Raw genomic sequence first — 21,569 nt, 5'->3', positions numbered from 1 at the left:
AAGTGGGTGCGTGACTTTTAGCTATTTATTTAAACAAAAATGGTTTGACAAACTTCGCCATACGATCTAGTTCTGGCTTGTTGTGTTTGAGAAGATTATGTCCCCATAACTCATTTGTATTGTCAGAACAATCTTTTGCAAGAGCTTCTCCAATCTCCTCAAAAGTCTTTTTGATGTCTGTCCTTAGATTCTCGGGTTCTGATAGCACTCCCAACACGAATACTCTTGCTTTTAGATCGTCTGGAATATGACTTTCTACATAACTCAACCGATTTTTACTATCGTCGAAATCAATGAGCAAAACCATCATTCTTTCTGGTAATTGTCGCATTTCAGACGCATACTTATTAGTGAATTCCTCCACAGTTTTTTTCCAACCACCAGGAAGTGGCAGGACTTTAACAGCACGGTTATTAAGGTTTGGCCAAAGAAGAAATCCGTTGGCAATCTGGCGATTAGCATCATCTTCTGCCAACACATGAATGTGCGGTTGATACTTATTACTCATAGCTCTATGTCGCCACCAATCAAGGCATTTATCAGGTCGCCTCTAACAGGTATATCACTGAGCAATCTGACTAAAGTTGGCTCTAAGTGGCTTTTGCGATCTAATACAAAGGTATTTTCATTGGAAAACTTGCGGATTGCTTCAGGATTATGCGATGTCACTAAGATTTGTCCGCTATTCTTAAATGAGCGTCGCAGTGATGTGACAAAATGTCCAACCTCCGATAAGGATAGATAGTTGTCAGGTTCATCCCAGAAGCAAAAAAGAGGGCCATAGGATTTGTTAGCAGCCAACACAAGAGCGCAAAGAAAAAAGCATTTTTCACCGTCAGATAAGCTTTCAAAGTCAACACTCAGATTCGCATTATTTGCTTCAAATCGCACAATCATGCTTTTGGAGTCTTTGCCGATGAGTTCATTCAGAAAATCCTGAATGTCAGGCATAACTTCTCGGAGATATTTGTCAACCTGTGTATAGGCGGCAGGATAGCGACTGAGTAATCCAGAAACCCACTCCCCAAAGTTTGAACCATCTCGCTTTGGCTCCAAAGTTTCACCATTGGAGTCTCCAGTCATCAAGCTGGGAATCGGGGCTAAAATTATCGTGCGAGCCAGCCAAGTCTTGAAAATATGCAGCGGATCAGTCTCAGATTGCTCCTGAATTACTGGAAGAGCAACAAGATGCCAATCTAGGAGAAACTGAGCTTCACGATTTTGCGAACTGATGTGAAGAGTGACTTGAGCTTCTTTTCTAGAGTAAATTGGATCTCCTGCAACTAGCAGTTGTTCTTCAAAAACTCGCAGCTCTTTAAATTTTTCTGGCAAATCAAACGCCAGGATATATTTGTATAATTTATCTTCAAGTAATACTTCTATTTCAAAGCGGATCGGGACATCAGACCTCCCACGAGCGAAATCTTTTGGGCTAATCAGCTTCAGTTTTTCAAGTTCGCGCATTCTATTGATGCCTCGACTAATCTTCTGAAGGACTTCTAATGCAGAGGCAATAGTTGATTTACCTGCACCGTTTTTTCCAATCAAAAGAGCAGATGGCATTCCCTGTATCTTCAGTTCAAAGTTTTCTAGGCATCTGAAGTTGTTTATATATAGTCTTTGGATCATAACAAAACTACTCCAAGGAGCGGTAACTAAAAAAAATTTTTGAACCTTTTAAACTGCTTAATTAAATAATAGGTATTGCCATAAAATTCCCAAAAATTCGGGTGTTTTTCTGATCTTGAGACAGATTAGTTGCCGAAATATTAATTCCCGCAGCCGACATTTACCTCCAACTTGTCAAAAAAACACCACTGCTCCAAGTCTACTCCGTACTTAAAACTTAATAGGCAGGCCCTGCAATCCAAGAAATCGCGATTCCCAGCCCCAAACCGACGACCACTTGAAAGGGAGTGTGTCCCAGCAACTCTTTCAGGCGAGCTTCATTGAGGTTGTGATCTTCCTCAAAAAACTCGTCAATTAGTTGGTTGAGAATGCGGGCTTGTTTGCCGGCGGCTTGGCGGACGCCAGCAGCATCATACATAACGATAATTGCAAAAATCGCGGCGATCGCAAACTCGGAACTTTCCCACCCCATCGTTTGTCCCACACCAGCCGCTAAAGCGCCGACAAAGGAAGAATGAGCGCTGGGCATTCCGCCGGTGGTTACTAAATTCCGAAGATTGAATTTACGATTTTTGACTAATTCGATCGGCAACTTTAATACTTGAGCCGCCAGACAAGCGATCAAAGCCACTATAAGTACATGATTGTTTAAAATGCCGCTGCAAATTTCCTGCATACTGTTTGGTATTTCTAGTTACTGCGGCTTGTAATAAAATCAGCAATCCCCAGCAGCGGTAGAGCTTTGCTCCCAAACACTGCCAGTTGAGACTTAGCATCAGCAACAAGCTGCGAAGCTTGACGCCGAGACTCATCAATTCCCCACAAACTCGGATAAGTCACTTTCCCTGCTAGAACATCTTTCCCAGCAGTTTTGCCCAATTCTTCTTGAGTAGCCGTAATATCCAGAATATCGTCAATTATCTGGAAAGCCAGCCCAATATTCTTGGCAAAACGAGACAGCCGCTGCAAATCAGCAGCCGAAGCCCCAGCCAGAATTGCCCCACAAACTACGCAGGCCTCTAACAGCGCCCCTGTTTTGTGAGCGTGAATGTAATTTAAAGTTTCCAGAGAAACATCTGTCTTTCCTTCCGACTCCACGTCAACCACCTGACCGCCTATGAGTCCACCAGCCCCGGCAGCTCGCGCCAAATGGGCGATCGCCTGCAACACCTGCTGGGGGGGTACGTTCTCAGTTTTACTGGCTATAAATTCAAAAGCATAGGTCAACAAACCATCGCCCGCCAAAATGGCGATATCTTCGCCATAAACCTTGTGGTTCGTCAGTTTGCCGCGCCGGTAGTCGTCATTGTCCATTGCCGGCAAATCGTCGTGAATTAGCGACATTGTATGGATCATTTCCAAAGCGCAAGCTGTCGGAATTGCCATCGAGGTAGTGCCGCCGGCCAGTTCGCAGCTAGCCAAACACAGGATCGGACGCAAGCGCTTGCCGCCCGCTAGCAGCGAGTAGCGCATTGCTTCGTAAATTTTCTCTGGGTAGATCACCGGTAGTGCACTGTCGAGAGCTACCTCGACCGCCCTTTTTTGCTCGACTAAGTAAGTAGATAAGTCGAAAGCGGATTCCGGTGTGGAAGAATCCATTTCTGTTGCCAATACCATCCCTTGCTCTCTTGTACTGAATGTGAATGGAGATACTTTGAGTTGTTCAGGTCGAATCTGGCCGACTTCTAGGGCGGTGGTTATCCGCACTCCCAGTATCAATTAATCATTCTAAGGGTGTTGTTGCACAGAAAATCTTTGAGTTTTGATAACTTTGTGAAATTACCCGTTTATCTAAAATCTACAATCTCAAATCTCAAATCCGCCACTTTGCCTGACAACTTCCAAAAACCGCTGCACCGCTGCCGTAGGATGGTTGCGCCAAATTAGGGCGATCGCCACCATGCAGGTTGATTCTGGCAAAGATTTGTAAACAACCCCCCTGCGCTGGAAATTTTGCATGGATGCCGGGACGATCGCCACGCCCATCTCGGCCGCTACCAAACTGATAATTGTCTGCATTTGCATCGCTTCTTGACCGGCGATCGGGCTAAAACCGGCTTGCTGACAAAGACTGACGATCGCATCGTACAATGCCGGAGCTTGGGAACGCCCAAATAAGATGAACGGTTCGCCTGAGAGTTCGCGCAATTCCACGTAAGGGCGATTCGTCAAAGGATGCGTTTCTGGTAGCGCCACCATCAGAGGTTCTCGAAACACGATTTCGGAATTTATGGCATCTTCCTCGACTGGAGGCCGCACGAAGCCGATATCAATGCGGCCTTCCCGCAACCCCTGCAACTGTTCGTTAGTTGTGAGTTCGTGCAATTCGAGTTTGACGGCCCGACACCGAGTGCGAAACGCCTGCAAAATAGGTGGAACCACATTGTGCGCGGCAGAGCTCACAAAGCCTACAGTTAGTTGGCCGAGTTCGCCGCGGCTGGTTTGTCTGCCGAGTTGAATTGCGCGATCGACTTGCTGCATAATTTTTTGTGATTCCTCAAAAAAAACCTGTCCCGCTTCCGTTAGCTGCACCGTCCGCTTGGTGCGGCGAAACAATTGAAAACCCAATTCTGCCTCCAAATGCTGAATTTGTTGGCTCAGCGGAGGTTGAGCCATGTGCAGTTTTTCGGCTGCGCGAGTGAAATTCAACTCTTCTGCAACCGCAATGAAATAACGCAAATGTCGCAGTTCCATAATTTCCCATTCCTTAATAATATTTTAAAAGTATAAATTGTTGTTTAAACAAGTATTGGACATTTATGAGGGCATTTAATACAGTGATTAATAGGTGAAATTGAGAATTCAAATAATGGCTAATTTGGATATCAAAATTAGAGAAGTAGAGCTGGCAAATTTGGAACTCATTCTGGCTTTTATTTCGCAAAAAAGCGAGTTTGATGGAGCCAGACATCTGTTAGCAGCAACAACAGATAAATTGCAGGAAACTTTATTTGGCAATCGTCCGCTAGTGCGGGTTTTGTTGGCGGAAGTTGCAGGAAAAGCGGTAGGATTTGCGATGTTTTATCCTTCCTATTCAAGTTTGTTGGCGCAGCCGTGCCTCTGGCTTGATGATTTGTTTGTGCAAGCTCCTATGCGCGGTATGGGAGTGGGTACAGCTTTGTTGAAACATTTGGCGCAAATTGCTGAGTCCACAAATTGCGGGCGGATTGAATGGACTGTTAATACTGGGAATGCGCCTGGTATTGCTTTTTATGAAAAGCAGGGTGCGCGCATTTTGGAAAATATTAGGGTTTGCAGAATTGAGGGGGATGGAATTAATCTGCTTGCTGGGAAATGATTTAATAACGAACCGCGAAGGCGCGAAGAACGCGAAGAGAAGAGAAAAGAAGAGAAGAGGAGAGATGAGATGGCACAAGCTTTTTGGAATTCAGCTCTTTATGAGGGAAATCATGCTTTTGTTTGGCAGTACGGTGAATCGCTTTTGGAGTTGCTGGTTCCGAAGGCTGGTGAACAAATTCTGGATTTGGGATGCGGTACGGGACAGTTAACTGGAAAGATTGCTGAAAGCGGTGCTTTTGTGCAAGGTATTGATTCGTCTTTGGCGATGATTTCTACGGCAAAAGTTAACTATCCTCACATTAATTTCTCTGCTGCTGATGCTAGGGATTTTCAAGTAGAGCAACCGCTGGATGCTGTGTTTTCTAATGCTGTTTTGCACTGGATTAAGCAGCCGGATGCTGCGATCGATTGTGTGGAAAAAGCGCTGAGGCCGGGAGGGCGTTTTGTGGCTGAGTTTGGCGGTAAGGGGAATGTGGGGGCGATCGCCCGGACGCTTTTGAGTGTTTTGTCAGAAATTGGCTTGGGGGAGCCTGAATCGCTTAATCCTTGGTATTTTCCGAGTATCGGCGAGTATGCTGGGCTTTTGGAAAATCATGGTTTTGAGGTGGTTTATGCGGTTTTGTTCGATCGCCCGACTCCCCTAGCCGGCGGCAGCGCGGGTATGGTAAATTGGATTGAAATGTTTGCTGGCGGGTTTTTGGTGGGGTTGTCTGACGAAGTGCGATCGCAGGTAATTAACGCAGTTGAAGAACGTTTGCGGCCAACTCTTTACTGCGATGGTAATTGGATTGCGGATTATCGACGAATTCGCGTTGTTGCTATCAAACAATAGTCGCCGCAGCCACAATTAGCCTGTACGGTATTTAATAGACTTTTTGCATAAATGCTCGATCCTGCAACCGTAGATGTCAGAGAGATCAACACAAATAAACGCAGATAATTTGTGAGTGAGTGCAAGAGATACAATCCATCGCATAACCCGCATGATGTAGGGTGCGTCCAGCAGGCGCACCTTACTACTACAGGCGTATTAAACCATCTTTTTTTGATAACTCGAAACTGTATTTTCCAACAGCATAGCAACCGTCATCGGCCCGATTCCTCCCGGTACCGGCGTGATAAATTCGGCTACTGTTTTCACAGCATCAAAATTTACATCTCCGGCCAAACGGCTAGTACCGTCTGGATTTACGACGCGGTTAATACCTACATCAATTACTATTGCTCCCGGTTTGACCATATTAGCTGAAATCATTTCTGTGCGCCCGACTGCAGCTATCAAAATATCGGCTTGGCTGGTAATTGATTCTAGGTTTTTCGTCCGCGAATGAGCTACAGTCACAGTACAATCAGCTTCTAACAGCATCAGCGCCATCGGTTTACCTACCAAAATACTGCGCCCCAAAACAACGGCATTTTTTCCTTTCAAATCAATCTGATATTCTTCCAATAACCGCATCACTCCGGCGGGAGTACAACTGCGTAAACCTTCTTCCCCGCGCACTAAGCGGCCTAAATTTATAGGGTGCAATCCGTCTGCGTCTTTGTCTGGGGCAATTTGGTACAGCAGTGCAATTGCATCTAGGTTTTCTGGTAGGGGGAGTTGCACTAAAATGCCGTCTACTCGATCGTCCTCGTTGAGCGCCCTAATTGCAAGTTCGAGCTCCGCTTGAGTCGCATTGGCTGGGTAATGCTGGCCAAAGGAAGCTATGCCAACTTTAGCGCAGGCTCGCTCTTTGTTACGCACGTAAGCCGCGCTGGCTGGGTTGTCCCCCACCATCAGCACTGCAAGTCCCGGAGGACGCCCAATCTGGGGTTGTAGGGCGCGGACTCGATCGCTCAGCTCGCTTTGAATCTTTGTCGCTAAAGCTTTGCCATCTAGTATTTGAGCAGTTTTGGCATCCATTGTAGACTCTGGGTTAGGGGCTGACGATTTTAGATTTTACCTTAATCGCAGACTCGGACTAAACTAGAGGAATTTCGCCTCTTGCGATCGAGTCTGGAGATTCTGTTAAAGTAAGTCGTATCTCAAATCTCAAATCAGTTGACCTAATGACTACATATGCAATTAAGCAAGTTTGGGTTCAAAGATTCTCCACTGGCTCTTTATTGCTAATACTTACCAGCGGTTTGCTCAGTTGTGGCAATTTACCCATGTCTCAACTCAATCTTGGTTTTAATGTTACTAATATTGCGGACATTCAACAAAACCGGCAAGTCGATAGTGAAGTTTATCTCCGGGGAAAGGTGGAAAATCGCGCTCCTTTTGTGGGGAATGCGGCTTATCAAATCCAAGACAGTACCGGTAAGATTTGGATTTTAACTAAGCAAGCTTTACCCCAGCTTGGCGATGAAGTTTTGCTGAAGGGAGAAGTCCGCTACAAAAGTATTACGCTAAAGGGATTGGCAGGACAGGATTTAGGTGAAGTTTATGTTGAGGAACTGAAACAATTAAAGCGCACTTCAGCGGCCGATGGTTCGCAATAGGTACAGGCGAATTTTTTCGCTAATTAAGATTGATTTTGATGTGGTTCGGATATTGTCTGTGGGGTGGGGCTGGCTTATTAAAATTGTTTGTTGATGTTCGATATTATTGGTGAAACCGCCCCTAGGACAATACAATGATTCCGTATCTCCTAAATCGCTAAATTTTTATGATTAATGACTAATGATATCAAATCCGGTTGCACTCAAACATGATTGTTGACTGTTGACTGTTGACTGTTGACTGTTGACTGTTGACTCGATTTTATTATTCCGATGCAACCGGAAACGATATGATTAATGACCAATAACCAATAACCAATAACCAATAACCAATGACTAAAATTCATGTTGCGGTCGCCATTTTATACCGAGACGGCAAGTTTCTCTGCCAGTTGCGGGACGATGTTCCTAATATTAGGTATCCGGGACATTGGGCTTTGTTTGGCGGACACTTGGAGCCGGGGGAAACGCCGGAAGTTGCCGTACTCCGGGAATTGCAAGAAGAAATTAGTTATGCTGCTCCTCCTAGAAGTATCTCTCTTTTTTGTTGCGATGTCGAAGGAGATGTTGTTCGCCACGTTTTTCACGGACAACTTAGTGCGGATGTCAAGGATTTAGTTTTGCTTGAAGGTTGGGATATGAAGTTGTTGACACCGGAGCAGATTCGGGCTGGCAAATGCCATTCTGAGCAGTCAGGAGATGTGCGACCTTTTGGCATGGCTCACCAGCGTATTTTATTAAATTTTATTGACTCGATCGCTACCGTGAATATGAACTAGCGTACAGTACAATCGCTAACAAACCACATATGAGACCTGGCTAGGGCGGCGAGAATGCTAGCCAACTGCCACAGCTCAGCCGTTGGTCGGCAAAAAATAGCAAGAAGACCCAACAGAAGGTTACGCGCAGATCATGCAACCATTTAAACTGCCAGAATTTTATATGCCTTGGCCGGCACGACTGAACCCAAACCTGGAAGCAGCGCGAGTTCATTCCAAGGCGTGGGCTTACGATATGGGCATACTTGGCTCAAAAGAGGAAGCCCAAGAGCAACCTATTTGGGACGAACGTAAATTCGATGCCCATGACTACGCTTTACTTTGCTCTTACACCCATCCAGACGCACCAGGGACGGAACTTGACCTAGTAACCGACTGGTATGTGTGGGTATTCTTTTTTGACGATCACTTTCTGGAAATCTATAAGCGCAGTCAAGATTTGGTTGGGGCGAAGGAATACCTCGATCGACTACCCGCATTTATGCCGATTTTCCCTAACGAAACCCCTCCCGTTCCCACCAACCCAGTAGAGCGCGGTTTGTTAAACCTCTGGTCTCGCACCGCCTTTACTAAGTCTGTGGAATGGCGGCGACGATTCTTTGAGAGTACCAAGCACCTCTTAGATGAGTCGATGTGGGAACTCGCCAATATCAATCAAAATCGGATTGCTAACCCGATCGAATATATCGAGATGCGGCGCAAAGTCGGTGGCGCACCCTGGTCAGCCCATCTCGTCGAACACGCTGCGTTTGTAGAAGTTCCAGCTAAAATTGCCGCCACTCGACCGATGCGAGTCTTAAAAGACACATTTGCCGATGCAGTGCATCTTCGCAACGACCTGTTCTCCTACCAGAGAGAAGTGGAAGATGAAGGTGAGAATTCCAACTGCGTGTTGGTTTTGGAGCGCTTCTTGAATATTAGTACCCAAGAGGCGGCTAATCTCACCAACGAGCTGCTGAACTCGCGGTTATATCAGTTTGACAACACTGCTGTTACCGAGTTGCCCTCCCTCTTTGAGGAGTACGGAGTAGACCCCGTAGAGCGTGTGAACGTTCTCCTTTACATCAAAGGACTTCAGGATTGGCAGTCGGGCGGTCACGAGTGGCACATGAGGTCGAGCCGCTACATGAACGAGGAAGCGGGTAATTCTGCGACACCGACGCTGAATCTAGGCCCCACAGGGTTAGGGACATCGGGGTTGCGGTTGGAATCGTTATACTCCACCTTGGGTTTAGGAAGGTTCAATAGCTTTACTCACGTTCCCTACCAGGCTGTAGGGCCAGCGAAACTGCCTAAGTTTTATATGCCCTTCTCTACCACTTTGAATCCCAATCTGGATGAGGCGCGGAAGCATTCCAAGGAATGGGCACGCCAGATGGGGATGCTGGACGAGCTACCGGGCATTCCTGATGGCTTCATCTGGAATGACCACAAGTTTGATGTTGCCGATGTCGCCCTATGCGGTGCGTTGATCCATCCGAAGGGGTCTGAGGATGAGCTGAATCTGACAGCGTGCTGGCTGGTGTGGGGAACCTATGCCGACGATTACTTCCCAGCCATCTACGGAAATAACCGGGACATAGTTGGTGCGAAAGTGTTCAACGCCCGAATGTCGGTTTTCATGCCCCTGGACGACTCCACTCCCCCTGCCGTGCCGACTAATCCGGTGGAACGGGGCTTGGCAGATATTTGGTCTCGCACTGCTGGGCCCATGTCCCTCACCGCGCGGACTGAGTTCCGCCGCGCGATTCAGGATATGACTGACAGTTGGGTGTGGGAACTCGCCAACCAGATCCAAAATCGGATTCCTGACCCGATCGATTATATCGAGATGCGCCGTAAGACCTTTGGCTCGGATTTGACGATGAGCTTGTCTCGACTAGCCCAGGGCGGCGAGATCCCGATGGAGATTTACTACAGCCGGCCAATGCGATCGCTGGAGAATTCTGCGGCAGACTTTGCCTGTTTCACGAACGACATCTTTTCCTACCAAAAAGAAATCGAATTTGAGGGCGAAATCCATAACCTCGTGCTAGTTGTGCAGAATTTCCTCAACTGCAATATACCCCAGGCTGTCGAGATTGTGAACAATTTGATGACCGCCCGGGCCCAACAGTTTCAACACATTGTTGCCACTGAATTGCCTGCCCTGTTCGACGATTTCAACCTGGATGAAAGTACCCGCGAGAAATTGCTGGGATACGTCGAGAAATTAGAAAATTGGATGTGCGGCGTACTCAGGTGGCATATCAAGGTAGACCGCTATAAGGAATTTGAATTGCGTAATAGTGCTTCCCCGATAGCGCGGCTGCTCAGTGGCCCCACAGGGCTGGGAACCTCGGCTGCACGGATCGGCTCGTTGGTCGGTGCGGGAAATAATTTTGACAATATGTGGTCGAGCAATTCAGACCCTTATGTAAGAAAATAGGTTTTGTTGGAGTGGGTTCTTTTGTCAGCGTTCGGTCAAATTAGACCGAGTTTTTTAGTAACTAGATAGTTGAGGATTAAGTTGTGACATATTCTAATGATTCGGGTGCGGATGTTGAGGGTCAACAGCCCCAACTGAGTTTGGGTACAGCCGCTGCCAAAAATTTGGCGACGACGACCAAATCTGCACCGCAGATGCAGGAAATTACATCGCGGTGGTTGTTGAAGCTATTGCCGTGGGTGCAGACGAAGGGTGGCGTGTTTCGAGTCAACCGTCGGTTGAGTTATACCGTCGGTGATGGGCGAGTTACTTTCACCAACACCGGAGCCGAAGTGCGGGTGATTCCCCACGAACTTACTGAGTTGCCCTTGCTGCGAGGGTTTGACAACCTTGATGTGTTGACTGCGTTGGCAAATCAGTTTGTGCAGCGGGAGTACGCCCCAGACGACGTGATCGTCGAGATTGGGCAGCCGGCCGATCGCGTGATCCTGATTGCTCATGGCAAGGTGAACAAGATTGGTGTTGGCAAGTATGACGAGCAAATCGTATTGGATGTGCTCGCCGACGGCGACCATTTCGGCGATGAAACTGTGGTGCAGTCCGAGGACACTTGGCAGTACACCCTCAAGGCGATTACCAGAACCATAGTGTTGTCGCTACCCCAACAGGCGTTTGAGCAGTTGCTCGACCAGTCGGAAGCGTTGCGAACTCATGTTGAGGAGTTCAGAGCCAGCTTGGAACAGCCGCAGAACATGCACGGTGAAGCCTGCATCGACCTGGCAGCGGGACATCTCGCGGAGACCGAGTTGCCGGGAACCTTCGTCGATTACGACCTTGCACCCCGGGAATATGAATTGAGCATCGCCCAAACCGTGTTGCGGATCAGTACCAGGGTAGCCGATCTCTACAATGAACCGATGAATCAGACCGAGCAACAATTGCGGCTGACCGTCGAAGCATTGCGGGAACGTCAAGAGTACGAGTTGATCAACAACCCAGATTTTGGGTTACTGCACAACGCTGACCTCAAACAGCGCATTTACAGCCGTGGTGGCACACCCACCCCCGACGACCTCGACGAACTGCTAGCAACGGTATGGAAGGAGCCATCGTTCTTCCTAGCTCACCCCCGCACGATCGCAGCCTTCGGTCGCGAGTGTAACAGCTTGGGTATCTATCCAAGCAGCATAGATATGAACGGCGCTCAAGTGACGGCTTGGCGCGGCGTACCCATATTCCCCTGCAACAAGATCCCCATCACCAAGGCCCGCACCAGTTCTATCCTCTTGCTCCGCACTGGTATGGAAAAACAAGGGGTGATCGGCTTACATCAAACGGGTATCCCCGACGAATACCAACCCAGCCTCTCTGTCCGCTTCATGGGTATCAGCGAAAAAGCTATCATCTCCTACCTGGTCACTGCTTACTACTCGGCAGCCGTCCTAGTACCTGACGCACTCGGCATCCTCGAAGATGTCGAAATCGGGCGCTAAATATTTGTGAGAGATTAAGGGAAATAACTTGTGTCAATGAGCAATTGGCAAAAGGGTTATCGCCTTAACTTCTTATCTATTGGATTAGGCACTCAGGACTTACGCAAATGTCATCCTACTAGATAGCGGTTAATGGCAGAATTTGCGTAAGTCCTTGCATTTTTGTTAGTAACTAGAGGATGAGGTAATGACGTATTCTAATGATTCGGATTTGGATGTTGAGGGTCAACAACCTCAACTGAGTTTGGGTACGGCAGCAGCCCGAAATTTGGCGACGACGACCAAATCTGCACCGCAGATGCAGGAAATTACATCGCGGTGGTTGTTGAAGATGTTGCCGTGGGTACAGACGAAGGGTGGCACCTATCGGGTGAACCGTCGCTTGACCTATACGGTGGGTGATGGGCGGTTGACTTTCACCAACACCGGAGCGAGGGTGCAGGTGATTCCCCAAGAACTGTGTGAGTTGCCCTTGCTGCGAGGGTTTGACGACATCGCGGTGTTGAGTGCGTTAGCAGGTCGGTTTGTGCAAGAGGAGTTCGCACCTGGTGACATCATCGTGCAGTTAGGTCAGCCGGCCGATCGGCTTTTCTCGATCGCTCATGGCAAGGTCAACAAGATGGTTGTTGGCAAGTATGGCGAGGAGCCTTTGCTGGATATGCTGGCAGATGGCGATCATTTTGGCGATCATGTGTTGGTGGAGTCAGAAAGCACTTGGAAGTTTACAATCAAGGCTGTGACCCGATGCACGGTATTGGCGCTACCACAACAGGCGTTTCGGGAACTGCTCAACCAGTCGGGCGCGTTGCAGGCTCAGGTTGAACAGTTTAGGACTCGTGCCGAACAACCGCAAAACAAGCAGGGCGAAGCTTCGATCGCGCTGTCTGCCGGTCATCTTGCCGAAACCCCGTTGCCAGGGACTTTCGTTGATTACGAACTCTCACCCCGCGAATATCAATTGAGCGTTGCCCAAACTGTCTTGCGGGTGAATACTCGCGTCGCGGATCTGTACAACGAACCGATGAATCAGACGGAACAACAACTGCGGCTGACCGTGGAGGCATTGCGGGAACGTCAAGAACACGAGTTGATCAACAACCGGGAATTCGGGTTGCTGCACAATGCTGACCTGAAACAGCGTATCTACACCCGCAGCGGTCCTCCCACCCCCGACGATCTTGATGAATTGATTACTCGTCGGAGGAAGTCGAAGTTCTTCCTAGCTCATCCCCGAACAATTGCCGCCTTCAGTCGGGAGTGCAACCGCCGAGGCATCTACCCAGACAGCATTGACATGGATGGGAGCAAGGTAATCACTTGGCGCAATACACCCATTCTTCCCTGTAACAAGATCCCAATTACCAAGAACCAGACCAGTTCTATCTTGGTGTTGCGGACTGGTGAGGAAGACCAGGGCGTGATTGGTTTGCACCAAACGGGTATCGCCGACGAATACCAACCTGGCCTGTCTGTCCGATTGATGGGCATCGAGGAAAAGGCTATTATTTCTTACCTGGTCAGCGCCTACTATTCCGTTGCTGTCCTTGTTCCCGACGCCCTCGGTATCCTTGAAGATGTTGAAATCGGGCGCTAGGAGGGTACAGCTATTGAGCAGGTTCTGTGGGAAAAATTGTCCGATCCGAGACCTCGATTGCTTGCCCTAAATCCCGATCGCTAGCCAAGAAAACCTTCACTCAGCAACGCCAGAGTTCCCACAAAACTCTAGGAGATATTATTACTTTAGGACTTACGGAAGTGTAACAAGTAGTAAGGTGCTCTACTATCCCAAACTTTCGATAGTCGCCCTATTATAACGAAAGTAGTAGAGCACTCTACAAGTCAATAGAATTGTGCCAGTTGCATAAGTTTTCTACTTGTTAGGCACTACCAAATTTCAAAATAAAAGTAGGCCGACATCAATACAAACAAAATCAAGAAACCCGGTTTTTGTAGGCAATCCCTGTGGTTGCTATCGGGTTTCTTTGCAGTCTTTACCGAGCAGCAATCATTCCCGTTTGGCGCGCGTAGTCAAACAACCCTCCGGCATCAATTACCGGGCCTACTTCTCCTAAAGGTTTGAGCGAGAAAGTTCGATCGAGAGTGTGGTTGATAATTTGCTCTGCCGCAAAGTCGATCGTCACTTCTTGGCCAGTTAAAAATACATCGCAAAGTCGATCGACCGATTCGATCGGGTACAATTCGCCAGTAGCCGAGCAATTGCGAAAGAAAATCCGCGCGTAAGACAAAGCCACCACTGCTGTGACGCCCGCGGCCCCCAGAGCGATCGGAGCGTGCTCCCGCGAAGAACCGCAGCCAAAATTTTCGCCGGCAATTATAATCGGATACTGGGTTTTGATTTCGCCTGCTTCGATAAACTTGCCGTAGCGATCGGGCAACCCAATCATCGCATAACTGCCGAGTTTCTCGTACTCGTCGGGCTTCGAGGGCACCAGGGTCAGATATTCGGCAGGAATAATTTGATCTGTATCGATGTTGTCGTCTAAAACAAAAATTTTACCGCTAATTACTTTACCCATAGTTTATTTATTTCCTTTTGGCGCGAGCTCTTCGGCTGTGTTGATAGTTTTAAGTGCGATCGGTATGCAAAATTTGCACCAGTTCATTTTAACCTGGCAGCGCCAGTGATAACCTGTAGAAGTAAAAATTAGATCCGAGACTTTGGATTGATAAATATACAGACTGCTAAGCGTCAAGAAGTTTTATGGTGAATCAACAAATAGATGATATTGCTCGACAAGCTCGCCTGGGATCCGTGGCAGCGATTATTCAAATCCTTAACGACCAGCTCGCACAGGTAGGAGTCAGGGCTAGAGCCGTTTTTGCCGAAGGTGTGCTGCAACTGCTGTGCGAAGCTGCCACACCCCAACTGCTAGAACAGTCTAGTTTGGTCGATCGAGTCCGAGAAATTTTGGAGGGCTTAGATCCCCGCAATATTCGCCGAGTCAACATCAACAGCAGGCTTGTCCGAGAACACCAACTGCTGTGGCTCGAAGAAATTAGCCGCGATCCCGAAAATCAACTGCTGTGGTCTCAACAAATTAAACTCAGAAAGCCGAATTTCTTCAAGCGTTTGGCCGCCGCCCATCACGAACGCCAGGATCGAGGGGGCAAGCGGGCTTTGCCGAGAATTGCTCCACTTCGCTCGATGCAGGAACCGCGAAAATTACCGCGCGGTCTCGTCGCAGGTGTCGGCTTGACCGTGCTGTTGCTCGCTGCGATCGCCGCCATCTACAAAGGGCTCAATTCCCAAGTGCCAAACAGCACCGCAGCCACCACCCAAGCCGTTGCTACTCCAAGTCCAGCAACACCAGAAAAGAAAATTTCTCCGCAGACTGCTAATTCTGCTGTGGACTCTTTTGCACAAGCTGTGCGAACGGCCGAGCAAGCAGCCACCGAGGGCAAAAATGCTCAATCTCGCCAGGATTGGTTAATGGTAGCTGCTAAGTGGCAGCAAGCTTCGGATTTGATGGCCGCCGTGCCTCCAAATCATCCCCGCTACACGACTGCTGTCAACCGGAGGGCTGTTTACCGCCAAAATAGCGATAACGCCCAACAGGAAGCAGAAAATAAGTAAGCAGGAAGGTTGCATAAACTTAACAAGAGAGCTATCTCAGTGTCTCTAGAAGCAGTGAAAAATGTTTTTTTGAGCAAAAACTTCGTAACCATCAGCCAGACCGCGAGTGAGGATTTGGGGATTTTTTAATTTTTGCGATCGCCATCACTTGATGGGCTGATTTGTATCACAATAAAATTTTGCTAGGATCACAAACTTAAATAGGAAACATCACAGACTCAGCAGAGGAGTGTCACCAAGCGGTCTCTAGAAAAGCTTGATAATAATAACGGTCAGTCGATTTTCGTATTGAAGATTTACTTTCAGCATTCAATCTAGGAACCAGAACAAGACTCTAAAATCTTGGGATTTCCATGACAAAAGTGTCGGAAAGTAAGTACCCGTTTTTGGGGGCATGAAAATTAGTGGGATGGGATTTATCCCGATCGGGTAAAGGGTAGAAAACAGCAAAATAAAACTCGATCCGCTTGAGGTATATTTTCCTACAGACAATGACCCGCCCGCAAGCTACACAAACACAGAAAGCAGGCTCATAACAGTTAAGCTGACTGTGATTGATAGGTTCTATTTGCAGCGCGAGCCAGCTCAAACACTATTTAAAAATAAAGGCTTATTTGCCATGATCGATCGCCAGGGAAATCAAGACGTTATTCAGATCGATCGACCGATCGACCGATCGCCAGTCTTGCACTTTGCATCTACCACAAATCACAGAACCAGTATCAGTCCCAAAATTTCTGGATCGTCTTATGCAGTATCAGGTCGATCCCGCCCTTAATGGGCCGCAATTTTACCAAATTCTCGCTACCAGCATCGATCGAGAAATCCTCCTGCAAATAGCAAATACTTTGGGGGCTGCATGGGGGGTAGATTTCTGTTTGGTTGCTGCTGTAGCTAACCAGAAACTAATAAATCCCAATGCTTGCTGGGAAAATAAGAGCGATCGCCCAAATCCTGCCCCTGTCGCAGCGGATTCAACTCAAACAGCGGAACAGTCCCAAACCACCAAATTAGAATCGCCCAACATATCACTCGACCATCCACTCCTGGCCAAAGTCCTAGCAGAGGGCGAGATAGTGGCGATATCAGACTATCTCGATACTGCAGCAGCTTCATCGCCCAATTCCTCCGCGACACCGCTGTCTGGGAGGGCAATTTTGGCAGGCCCAGCACGATTTGGAGGAGCTGTAAATGGGATAATAGTTGTTGGTAAGTCGCAACCTCACGAGTGGTCGGCCGCCGACAAAAAGCGCCTAGAAGCAGTATCAGACGCGATCGGCATCGCGATTTGTCACATTCAAAAAAATCAAGAAATTGCCATTTTAAAACAACAGTTACAGCAACAAGCTCAATACAAAAATCTTCTCAAGTCTGTGGCCGCAGCGATGGAGACGAGTTCAGAAGTAGATCTAATTTTGCAGCGAGTTATTGAACGTACCGTCGATACCCTGCAAGTAGATAGAGGTCAAATCCTGCTGTTGAAATATACAGATTCCCTCTTAGAAACATCTTCCCTGACTCAAACGCCCAAAGCAAAAGTCGAATTGGTTTGCGAATTCGCTGTTAAAAAAAGTGCCAATAAACAAACAATAAAATCAAATAAGATCCACAAACAAAGTGCGAGTGGGAAAACAAAAAATTTAGAAAAAACAGCTAATTTCACATCTCAAATCTCCGATTCAAAATCAAAGAATTCTCCCGCTTTTTGGCTGTCGGAATCTAATTTGTGCGATCGAGCATTCCACACCGCACCCAAACCCCTCACCCTCGCTGACGCCAGCGAATTAATCGGCAACGAACCAGAGAAACTCGCAGAAATCTTGAAACTCCAAGACATTCGCGCCCTATTGCTAGTTCCCCTCACCGACACCAACAAAGAGCAAACCGTCTTGGGGTTCTTGGTGTTGCAGCACTCCGAGCCCCGCCCTTGGAGTCCTGAAGAATTGGAAGTGCTCGAATCAGTCTGCTTCCGAGTCAGCAAGGCGATTATCCAAAATCAGAAACTCAAGCAAGCGCAAACCCTAGTCGAAGATAGAACCGCTCAGTTGCAACAAAGTCTCGAGGTGCAGGAAAAACTGTACGCAAAATCTGCCAATCAACGAGAGCAACTACGCAAATTGAAACTGATGAAAGACGAGTTTCTCAGTACAATGAGTCACGAGTTGCGTACCCCTTTAACCATCATGAAGCTGGCGATTCTGATGCTCAAACAAGCCGAACAGCCCTTAGCAAGTCGGGCTAAGTATCTCGACATTCTAGAGCAACAGTGTTCTAAGCAAACCGCTCTGGTTAACGATTTGCTGGCTCTCAAGCAGTTTGAACCGCAGCAAGTCCCTATTGCTCCGATCGAAATCGATCTCAAGCATTTAATTCAAGATTTAGCTGGGGATTTTGAAAAAAATTGGGCGGATAGGGGATTGACTCTGAAGGTAAATTTGCCGAAGTCTTCCCCTTCGCTGCAAACCGACCCGGACAGTCTCAAGCGGGTGCTGCTGGAACTGCTGACGAATGCTGGCAAATACTCGGCTGCTGGAAGTGCGGTGATTTTGGAGGCATCTGAGGCTGGTGACTGCATTGTCTTGAGCCTCTCTAATTTCGGGCGCGGCATTTCTGCTGCTGATTTACCCCACATCTTTGACAAATTCCGCCGCGGGACTGGCATTACTGACCAAGCGATCGCGGGTACGGGTTTGGGTCTAGCGCTGGTAAAGTGTTTAGTAGAGCACTTGAATGGTACGATCGAGGTGTCTAGCTCTCCTGCAGAAAGTTCTGAAGCTGGCGACTTGTGGCGCACATCTTTTACTCTGACTCTGCTAAAATCTCCAGCGGAGCTCTGTCAACTAGAAGAATAGTTAGGTAGAAAAGCAACGCTTAATTGGCAACAAACAGGCGAAGACTTGCCTTGATTCGGAGATTGGAAAATCTCGCAAACCTAGTAAATCCTGCTTTTAAAATTGTTTGTCAGGTTTCCTGTCTCAATAGCAGGTTCGCGCCTGCGGAATTAAGTCCGCTCTTAAACAGGTTCGCGCCTGCGGAATTAAGTCCGCTCTTAAACAGGTTCTATAGGAGATAGAGGACTGGAGGAGGTGTTTAAATTATTAAATTTTAGTTCCTTAGTTTATCATCCATTTTTGACCGCATAAACCGGGTTTTTAAAATTTTTCAAAAGCCTGCAACGCGTCTTTTTGTACGTCGAAGCAGGTTTCTATGCTATATAATAGCCCTAAAAAATTATCGCGCTGCATGGAACTAGAACCTGAATATTATGCTAACAAAAGCTGCACCAAAACTCCTGCGTTGGCAGCGTTCTAAATATTCGCCCCTGGCACGACAAATAGACGTTTTTGCTGCGGCGGCAAAGTTTATGTTTTTTTTGTGGTGGGATGGACTGCTGCAAAATAATTCTCCTCAAACTAGAAGAATTCGCGCCCATTGGTTGGTCAATACTTTGCTGGATTTGGGCCCCACCTTTATCAAAATCGGCCAGTCTCTCTCGACGAGGGCAGATTTGCTGCCGCTGGAGTATGTCAAGGAACTCGAACAGTTGCAGGATCGGGTTCCTGAATTTAGTTCCGAAGAGGCGATCGCCCTTGTAGAATCAGAATTAGGCAAAGATATTTATGCTTTGTACCGCGATTTTGACCCGTTTCCCATTGCTGCGGCGAGTCTGGGACAGGTGCACAAGGCGAGGCTGCACACCGGGGAAGATGTGGTTGTCAAGGTGCAGCGTCCGGGTTTAGAAAGTTTATTCGATTTAGATGTGAAGGCGGTGCGCCAAGTGATGCGTTTTTGCGATCGCTATTTTCCGGCGACGCGCAAGTACGATTTGGAATCTATTTATCACGAGTTTTTTAAGATTTTATATCAAGAAATTGACTACGTGCAAGAAGGTAAAAATTCCGATCGCTTCAGCCATAATTTTCAAGAATATCCTCAGATTATTGTTCCTAAAGTCTACTGGCAATATACTACTAAAAAAATTCTGACTGTAGAATACGCACCCGGCATTAAGGTGGACGATCGCCTGAGTTTAGAAGCGATGGGAGTAGATATTGCTAAGCTCAATCAAGTGGGGATTTGCTGTTACTTGAAGCAATTATTAATTGACGGCTTTTTTCAAGCTGACCCGCATCCGGGCAATTTGGCGGTGACAGAAGATGGTAGGTTGATTTTTTACGATTTTGGGATGATGGCTGAGGTGAAGTCTCTGGCTAAAGACCAAATGGTCAATACTTTTTTTGCGGTGCTCAGAAAAGATACTGATGAGGTACTCAATACTTTAATGACGATCGGCTTAGTTGAGCCGATGCCGGATATGATGCCGGTGCGGAGGCTGATTACTTTTTTGTTGGATAAGTTTATTGATAAGCCGATCGACTTTCAAGCTTTTAATGAAATTAAGAACGAACTTTACATTATGTTCGAGCAGCAACCGTTTCGCTTGCCTGCAGAAATGATGTTTATTGTCAAGTCTCTGACAACTCTCGACGGCATTGCTAGAACTCTTGACCCTGACTACAATTTCCTAGCATCCGCTCAGCCTTTTGTCAAGAGTATTGCTGTGAGTAAGGGCCGGGGAAGTGCGATCGCAGAATTAGCCAGACAAGCCCGAGCTTTTATCACCTACAAATTGCAAAGCCCGAGCAAATCGCAAGTTTTCCTCAAGCGTTTGGAGCAGCGAATCGAAGATGGCGAATTGCAAATTAGAGTGCGAAATAGTTCGAGCGATCGCGCCCTCAAACGCATCAACCTAGCTCTGAAAACTCTAATTTTTGCCTGTGTGACTGGTTTTGCGGTGCTGTCGGGTGCGGTGCTGCTGGTGGGCGGATATCAAACGGGGGCGATCGTGGCTTTTGCTGTTGCGGGATGCGGCGGCTTATTTGCGCTGCGCTTTTTATTAAATTTGTTGGTGAAGGAAAAGCTCGATCAAATCGCTGAAAAATAAATATGCTGGGGAATTGGGAATTGGGAATAGGGTTTCCGCTAGTCTCAAAAAAATAGTTTTCCGATGGAGCGTGCGATCGCCCTTTCCAGATTCAAATAAAATTAAGTTAAACTAAATTCAAGCCAAATTATCCACCACTAGGCAATGGCCACCAAAAATCAAATTCTAGAACAGCTCAAAATTTTAGAAAAACTCTATAACCGAGGCGAAGTCAGCGAAGTTGTAGAACTTTCACTCTCAAAAATCATCGCCCACGAAATTGCCGTTGCTAAACAACAAGCCGCAGAACTAGAAACTGATTTACAGCAATTTGAAACTCAGTATCAAATGCCATCCCCTGAGTTTAACCAAAAATTTCGGGCTGGAGAATTAGGAGATGATATCGATTTTATCGAGTGGAGTTCTTTCTATCAAATGTCGTGTTCTGTGCGAGAACGCTTGCAGATTCTGCTCTCTAACTCCCAAGCATGATATCAGCCCAGTATCTCACAGAAATCAAAGCTAAATTGCTGGCAAGCCCTGCAGTCATAACTGTGGCGATTGTTAAAGAACGAACCTTGCTCGAAAGCGGCTATTTTCGCGATCGGTTAACCCTCAGAAATGGCGATTTTTTAGAAGTTGTAGAATTTTTTACCGTTCTCGATAATCGTTGCATTAGCGAAAGTTATCGATATCAGTGGATGGATGAAACTCAGTAAACTTTACGGAAGCGGTGGGATAATGTCGAACATTTCCCGAACTTACCCAATTTTCCCCATCATGTTCATATTGGCGAAGAGTCAAATGTTGAACCTAGCTGTTCAATAAATATTCTTGAATTGATTGATTTAATAGAACAAGATTTGTAAGCTGTTGTGCAAATAAACATTGTATATTTTGATGACAATCAAAAATCGTCAAATTCTCTCCCCCG

The 21,569-nt window shown here is 47.1% G+C and carries 19 protein-coding genes and 1 pseudogene; 13 read left to right on the top strand and 7 right to left on the bottom strand.

Annotated elements, in window-relative coordinates:
* Window positions 1-25 precede the first annotated feature (25 nt).
* The 5 genes from QUA97_RS03850 to QUA97_RS03830 all read right to left on the bottom strand — a co-directional run bounded on the left by QUA97_RS03850 (window position 26) and on the right by QUA97_RS03830 (window position 4,323).
* Window positions 26-508, bottom strand: a complete 483-nt coding sequence (locus tag QUA97_RS03850) for a hypothetical protein (protein WP_194066332.1) — start codon at window positions 506-508, stop codon at window positions 26-28.
* Window positions 505-1,629 carry an AAA family ATPase gene (locus QUA97_RS03845; protein ID WP_194066331.1) on the bottom strand — a complete coding sequence of 375 codons (1,125 nt, stop codon included), beginning with the start codon at window positions 1,627-1,629 and terminating at the stop codon, window positions 505-507. The genes QUA97_RS03850 and QUA97_RS03845 overlap by 4 nt, the downstream gene beginning before the upstream one ends.
* Before the next feature lie 217 nt (window positions 1,630-1,846).
* Window positions 1,847-2,305, bottom strand: coding sequence for a divergent PAP2 family protein (locus tag QUA97_RS03840; RefSeq protein ID WP_194066330.1), 459 nt, complete (start codon window positions 2,303-2,305; stop codon window positions 1,847-1,849).
* 14 nt (window positions 2,306-2,319) lie between these two features.
* Window positions 2,320-3,246: a geranylgeranyl diphosphate synthase CrtE gene (crtE, locus tag QUA97_RS03835; RefSeq protein WP_194066352.1), complete on the bottom strand. Its 927-nt coding sequence runs from the start codon at window positions 3,244-3,246 to the stop codon at window positions 2,320-2,322.
* Between the two features lie 189 nt (window positions 3,247-3,435).
* The gene (locus tag QUA97_RS03830) at window positions 3,436-4,323 is read right to left on the bottom strand and encodes a LysR family transcriptional regulator (RefSeq protein ID WP_194066329.1); all 888 of its coding nucleotides are present in this window, start codon (window positions 4,321-4,323) and stop codon (window positions 3,436-3,438) included.
* Window positions 4,324-4,438: 115 nt separating this feature from the next.
* Here QUA97_RS03830 and QUA97_RS03825 point away from each other — a divergent pair, with 115 nt between their 5' ends.
* Together QUA97_RS03825 and QUA97_RS03820 are read left to right on the top strand one after the other, a co-directional pair.
* A complete protein-coding gene (locus QUA97_RS03825) occupies window positions 4,439-4,927 on the top strand; it encodes a GNAT family N-acetyltransferase (protein WP_333193161.1) in 489 nt (162 codons plus the stop codon).
* Window positions 4,928-4,996: 69 nt separating this feature from the next.
* A complete protein-coding gene (locus QUA97_RS03820) occupies window positions 4,997-5,761 on the top strand; it encodes a methyltransferase domain-containing protein (protein ID WP_194066327.1) in 765 nt (254 codons plus the stop codon).
* Between the two features lie 198 nt (window positions 5,762-5,959).
* Here QUA97_RS03820 and folD read toward each other — a convergent pair whose 3' ends face one another.
* On the bottom strand, window positions 5,960-6,835 hold the full coding sequence (gene folD, locus QUA97_RS03815; RefSeq protein ID WP_194066326.1) for a bifunctional methylenetetrahydrofolate dehydrogenase/methenyltetrahydrofolate cyclohydrolase FolD: 876 nt from the start codon (window positions 6,833-6,835) through the stop codon (window positions 5,960-5,962).
* A gap of 146 nt (window positions 6,836-6,981) precedes the next feature.
* On the opposite strand from folD, the gene QUA97_RS03810 reads away from it, so the two are divergent.
* The 5 genes from QUA97_RS03810 (at window position 6,982) to QUA97_RS03790 (ending at window position 13,710) form a co-directional block, all read left to right on the top strand.
* Window positions 6,982-7,416, top strand: coding sequence for a DNA-binding protein (locus tag QUA97_RS03810; RefSeq protein ID WP_194066325.1), 435 nt, complete (start codon window positions 6,982-6,984; stop codon window positions 7,414-7,416).
* 332 nt (window positions 7,417-7,748) lie between these two features.
* Entirely contained in the window at window positions 7,749-8,195 is a 447-nt protein-coding gene (locus QUA97_RS03805) for an NUDIX hydrolase (protein ID WP_194066324.1), read from the top strand.
* A gap of 133 nt (window positions 8,196-8,328) precedes the next feature.
* Window positions 8,329-10,623 (top strand): family 2 encapsulin nanocompartment cargo protein terpene cyclase, encoded by a 2,295-nt coding sequence (locus tag QUA97_RS03800; RefSeq protein WP_194066323.1) that lies wholly within the window; start codon window positions 8,329-8,331, stop codon window positions 10,621-10,623.
* An 83-nt stretch (window positions 10,624-10,706) separates the two neighbouring features.
* Window positions 10,707-12,116 (top strand): family 2B encapsulin nanocompartment shell protein, encoded by a 1,410-nt coding sequence (locus tag QUA97_RS03795; protein ID WP_333193156.1) that lies wholly within the window; start codon window positions 10,707-10,709, stop codon window positions 12,114-12,116.
* 187 nt (window positions 12,117-12,303) lie between these two features.
* A complete protein-coding gene (locus tag QUA97_RS03790) occupies window positions 12,304-13,710 on the top strand; it encodes a family 2B encapsulin nanocompartment shell protein (RefSeq protein ID WP_194066321.1) in 1,407 nt (468 codons plus the stop codon).
* 397 nt (window positions 13,711-14,107) lie between these two features.
* Here QUA97_RS03790 and QUA97_RS03785 read toward each other — a convergent pair whose 3' ends face one another.
* Window positions 14,108-14,653 carry a LeuD/DmdB family oxidoreductase small subunit gene (locus QUA97_RS03785; RefSeq protein ID WP_194066320.1) on the bottom strand — a complete coding sequence of 182 codons (546 nt, stop codon included), beginning with the start codon at window positions 14,651-14,653 and terminating at the stop codon, window positions 14,108-14,110.
* Window positions 14,654-14,838: 185 nt separating this feature from the next.
* On the opposite strand from QUA97_RS03785, the gene QUA97_RS03780 reads away from it, so the two are divergent.
* The 6 genes and pseudogenes from QUA97_RS03780 to QUA97_RS03755 all read left to right on the top strand — a co-directional run bounded on the left by QUA97_RS03780 (window position 14,839) and on the right by QUA97_RS03755 (window position 21,504).
* Window positions 14,839-15,711 (top strand): hypothetical protein, encoded by an 873-nt coding sequence (locus QUA97_RS03780; RefSeq protein WP_333193149.1) that lies wholly within the window; start codon window positions 14,839-14,841, stop codon window positions 15,709-15,711.
* A gap of 550 nt (window positions 15,712-16,261) precedes the next feature.
* Window positions 16,262-16,489 (top strand): hypothetical protein, encoded by a 228-nt coding sequence (locus QUA97_RS03775; RefSeq protein WP_333193146.1) that lies wholly within the window; start codon window positions 16,262-16,264, stop codon window positions 16,487-16,489.
* Window positions 16,461-18,563: a GAF domain-containing sensor histidine kinase gene (locus QUA97_RS03770; RefSeq protein WP_333193143.1), complete on the top strand. Its 2,103-nt coding sequence runs from the start codon at window positions 16,461-16,463 to the stop codon at window positions 18,561-18,563. Before QUA97_RS03775 ends, QUA97_RS03770 begins: the two co-directional genes overlap by 29 nt.
* 413 nt (window positions 18,564-18,976) lie before the next feature.
* On the top strand, window positions 18,977-20,656 hold the full coding sequence (locus QUA97_RS03765) for an ABC1 kinase family protein (protein WP_333193140.1): 1,680 nt from the start codon (window positions 18,977-18,979) through the stop codon (window positions 20,654-20,656).
* 144 nt (window positions 20,657-20,800) lie between these two features.
* Window positions 20,801-21,127: a hypothetical protein gene (locus QUA97_RS03760; RefSeq protein ID WP_194066315.1), complete on the top strand. Its 327-nt coding sequence runs from the start codon at window positions 20,801-20,803 to the stop codon at window positions 21,125-21,127.
* Window positions 21,124-21,504 (top strand): annotated as a pseudogene (locus QUA97_RS03755) (toxin-antitoxin system TumE family protein). The gene QUA97_RS03760 and the pseudogene QUA97_RS03755 overlap by 4 nt, the downstream one beginning before the upstream one ends.
* Window positions 21,505-21,569: the final 65 nt, after the last annotated feature.

It is taken from the genome of Microcoleus sp. CZ3-B2 (genome assembly GCF_036705055.1).
GTDB lineage: Bacteria > Cyanobacteriota > Cyanobacteriia > Cyanobacteriales > Microcoleaceae > Microcoleus.
The sequence above is the reverse complement of the archived record's forward strand: the minus strand, read 5'-3'. Positions and strand labels throughout refer to the sequence as shown.

What these genes read in the sequence shown, in the direction of transcription:
- QUA97_RS03760 (WP_194066315.1), top strand. Translation starts at nt 20,801, where the DNA reads ATGGCCACCAAAAATCAAATTCTAGAACAGCTCAAAATTTTAGAAAAA.
- QUA97_RS03765 (WP_333193140.1), top strand. Translation starts at nt 18,977, where the DNA reads ATGCTAACAAAAGCTGCACCAAAACTCCTGCGTTGGCAGCGTTCTAAA.
- QUA97_RS03780 (WP_333193149.1), top strand. Translation starts at nt 14,839, where the DNA reads ATGGTGAATCAACAAATAGATGATATTGCTCGACAAGCTCGCCTGGGA.
- QUA97_RS03770 (WP_333193143.1), top strand. Translation starts at nt 16,461, where the DNA reads ATGCAGTATCAGGTCGATCCCGCCCTTAATGGGCCGCAATTTTACCAA.
- QUA97_RS03805 (WP_194066324.1), top strand. Translation starts at nt 7,749, where the DNA reads ATGACTAAAATTCATGTTGCGGTCGCCATTTTATACCGAGACGGCAAG.
- QUA97_RS03810 (WP_194066325.1), top strand. Translation starts at nt 6,982, where the DNA reads ATGACTACATATGCAATTAAGCAAGTTTGGGTTCAAAGATTCTCCACT.
- QUA97_RS03820 (WP_194066327.1), top strand. Translation starts at nt 4,997, where the DNA reads ATGGCACAAGCTTTTTGGAATTCAGCTCTTTATGAGGGAAATCATGCT.
- QUA97_RS03790 (WP_194066321.1), top strand. Translation starts at nt 12,304, where the DNA reads ATGACGTATTCTAATGATTCGGATTTGGATGTTGAGGGTCAACAACCT.
- QUA97_RS03845 (WP_194066331.1), bottom strand. Translation starts at nt 1,629, where the DNA reads ATGATCCAAAGACTATATATAAACAACTTCAGATGCCTAGAAAACTTT.
- QUA97_RS03840 (WP_194066330.1), bottom strand. Translation starts at nt 2,305, where the DNA reads ATGCAGGAAATTTGCAGCGGCATTTTAAACAATCATGTACTTATAGTG.
- QUA97_RS03830 (WP_194066329.1), bottom strand. Translation starts at nt 4,323, where the DNA reads ATGGAACTGCGACATTTGCGTTATTTCATTGCGGTTGCAGAAGAGTTG.
- crtE (WP_194066352.1), bottom strand. Translation starts at nt 3,246, where the DNA reads ATGGTATTGGCAACAGAAATGGATTCTTCCACACCGGAATCCGCTTTC.
- QUA97_RS03825 (WP_333193161.1), top strand. Translation starts at nt 4,439, where the DNA reads ATGGCTAATTTGGATATCAAAATTAGAGAAGTAGAGCTGGCAAATTTG.
- folD (WP_194066326.1), bottom strand. Translation starts at nt 6,835, where the DNA reads ATGGATGCCAAAACTGCTCAAATACTAGATGGCAAAGCTTTAGCGACA.
- QUA97_RS03785 (WP_194066320.1), bottom strand. Translation starts at nt 14,653, where the DNA reads ATGGGTAAAGTAATTAGCGGTAAAATTTTTGTTTTAGACGACAACATC.
- QUA97_RS03850 (WP_194066332.1), bottom strand. Translation starts at nt 508, where the DNA reads ATGAGTAATAAGTATCAACCGCACATTCATGTGTTGGCAGAAGATGAT.
- QUA97_RS03800 (WP_194066323.1), top strand. Translation starts at nt 8,329, where the DNA reads ATGCAACCATTTAAACTGCCAGAATTTTATATGCCTTGGCCGGCACGA.